Raw genomic sequence first — 1,510 nt, forward strand, 5'->3', positions numbered from 1 at the left:
AATCGATCCTTCGCGAACTCGACGGTCCACGACTTAAATCGGAGGCTGTGCAGAATCTGCATTATGCAGCCGGCAAGGTGCTGAACGACCTTAAGCGCTACACCGAGGCGTTCCATCATTTCAACAAGGCTAAACAGGCCGCCGGCTACAAGTTCGACATCGATCAGTATCGTCGTTTCGTGGACCTGACCATTGAGACCTTCACGCCGGATCTGTTTGCCAAAAGGTCCAGCTACGGGATCCCTTCCGAAGCCCCTGTGTTCGTGGTCGGGATGCCGCGCTCGGGAACGACACTGACCGAACAAATATGCGCCAGTCATCCCGACGTTCATGGCGCTGGCGAGCTTAGCAAGCTGAGGCGCGTAGCGAACGCCATCGGTCTGACAACCTCAGCTTCTGATCTGAACAAGCCGATTATCACAGTCACCGAAGGCTTGTCCAAGACGTTGGCCGAAGAGCATCTTTCCTATCTGCGCGAGCGCGCTCCGACTGCGCGGCGCGTCATCGATAAAATGCCGCACAATTTCGAATTGATCGGCCTCCTCACTTTGCTCTTTCCCAATGCCCGCATCGTTCACTGCCGCCGCGATGCCATCGACAATTGCGTGTCATGCTTTGTCCTGCCTTTCAGCTCGGCACACAGCTACAATTCAGACCTGCGGGCACAAGGCCTCTACTATCGCGAATATGACCGCTTGATGCGTCACTGGAACGAAGTTTTTCCTGGTCGTATCTTTGAAAATCGCTATGAGACGCTCGTGGAGGATCAAGAGGCGCAGTCGCGCCGGCTCATCGATTATCTCGGCCTGCCTTGGGATGACGCATGCCTGCGCTTTTTCGACAGGGAAGGGGCGGTCACCACGCCCAGCCGCTGGCAGGTTCGCCAGCCGATCTACAAATCGTCCGTCAAGCGCTGGAAAAATTATGAAAACGAGATCCAGCCCTTGATCGAAGCGTTGGGCGACCTCGCCGACGTTTGACCGATAGTTTCCAGGCCAAAGTATGTCGAAGAGCTAAGCACAGAGCGAATCTCAGAGATCGCGACGCGTTTTATAGGGTGGTCTGGCGCTTGGCGGAATCGCCAATGCGCCGTAGCCATCCTCTGGCTTGTCCCGATTATCCCTGTCGAACTTATCTGTGACCTCGCCGTGATTCCGGCTGTCGAATGCAGCGCTGGGTAACCTGGCTATTGCTGATGCATGTCGCCGAAAGCGCGTAGCGGCGTTGGAACAACGGTATGCATCAAACAAAAAGAAAACCCGGCGGTTGCCCGCCGGGTTCTCCTATCTCCCGAGAAATATCTCGTCTTAGAAATCGCGCTGGAAGCGGATGATACCGCCGACATTGTCCTTCTTCTCGGCACCAGCCCAAACGTTGCCGGCGGCAATAGCGCCAGAACCAACGCGCTGGTAGTCGATTTCCGGCGTGATCGTGAAGCCGGGAACAACGGTGTAGGCAATGTTTGCCGCAACCGCATAGTCCTTCCACTGATCACCCGACACCTGGAGGT

The 1,510-nt window shown here is 56.0% G+C and carries 2 protein-coding genes; one reads left to right on the forward strand and one right to left on the reverse strand.

Translation table 11 applies throughout. The features are described 5' to 3' along the window. Positions 1-980, forward strand: a 980-nt coding sequence (locus AC1DX0_RS35765) for a sulfotransferase family protein (protein WP_477359199.1), incomplete at its 5' end; no start/stop codon positions are given. Between the two features lie 327 nt (positions 981-1,307). On the opposite strand, the gene AC1DX0_RS35770 is transcribed toward AC1DX0_RS35765, so the two are convergent. After that, positions 1,308-1,510, reverse strand: a 203-nt coding sequence (locus tag AC1DX0_RS35770) for a porin (protein ID WP_477359202.1), incomplete at its 5' end; no start/stop codon positions are given.

It is taken from the genome of Mesorhizobium sp. P3_A9 (genome assembly GCF_056402975.1).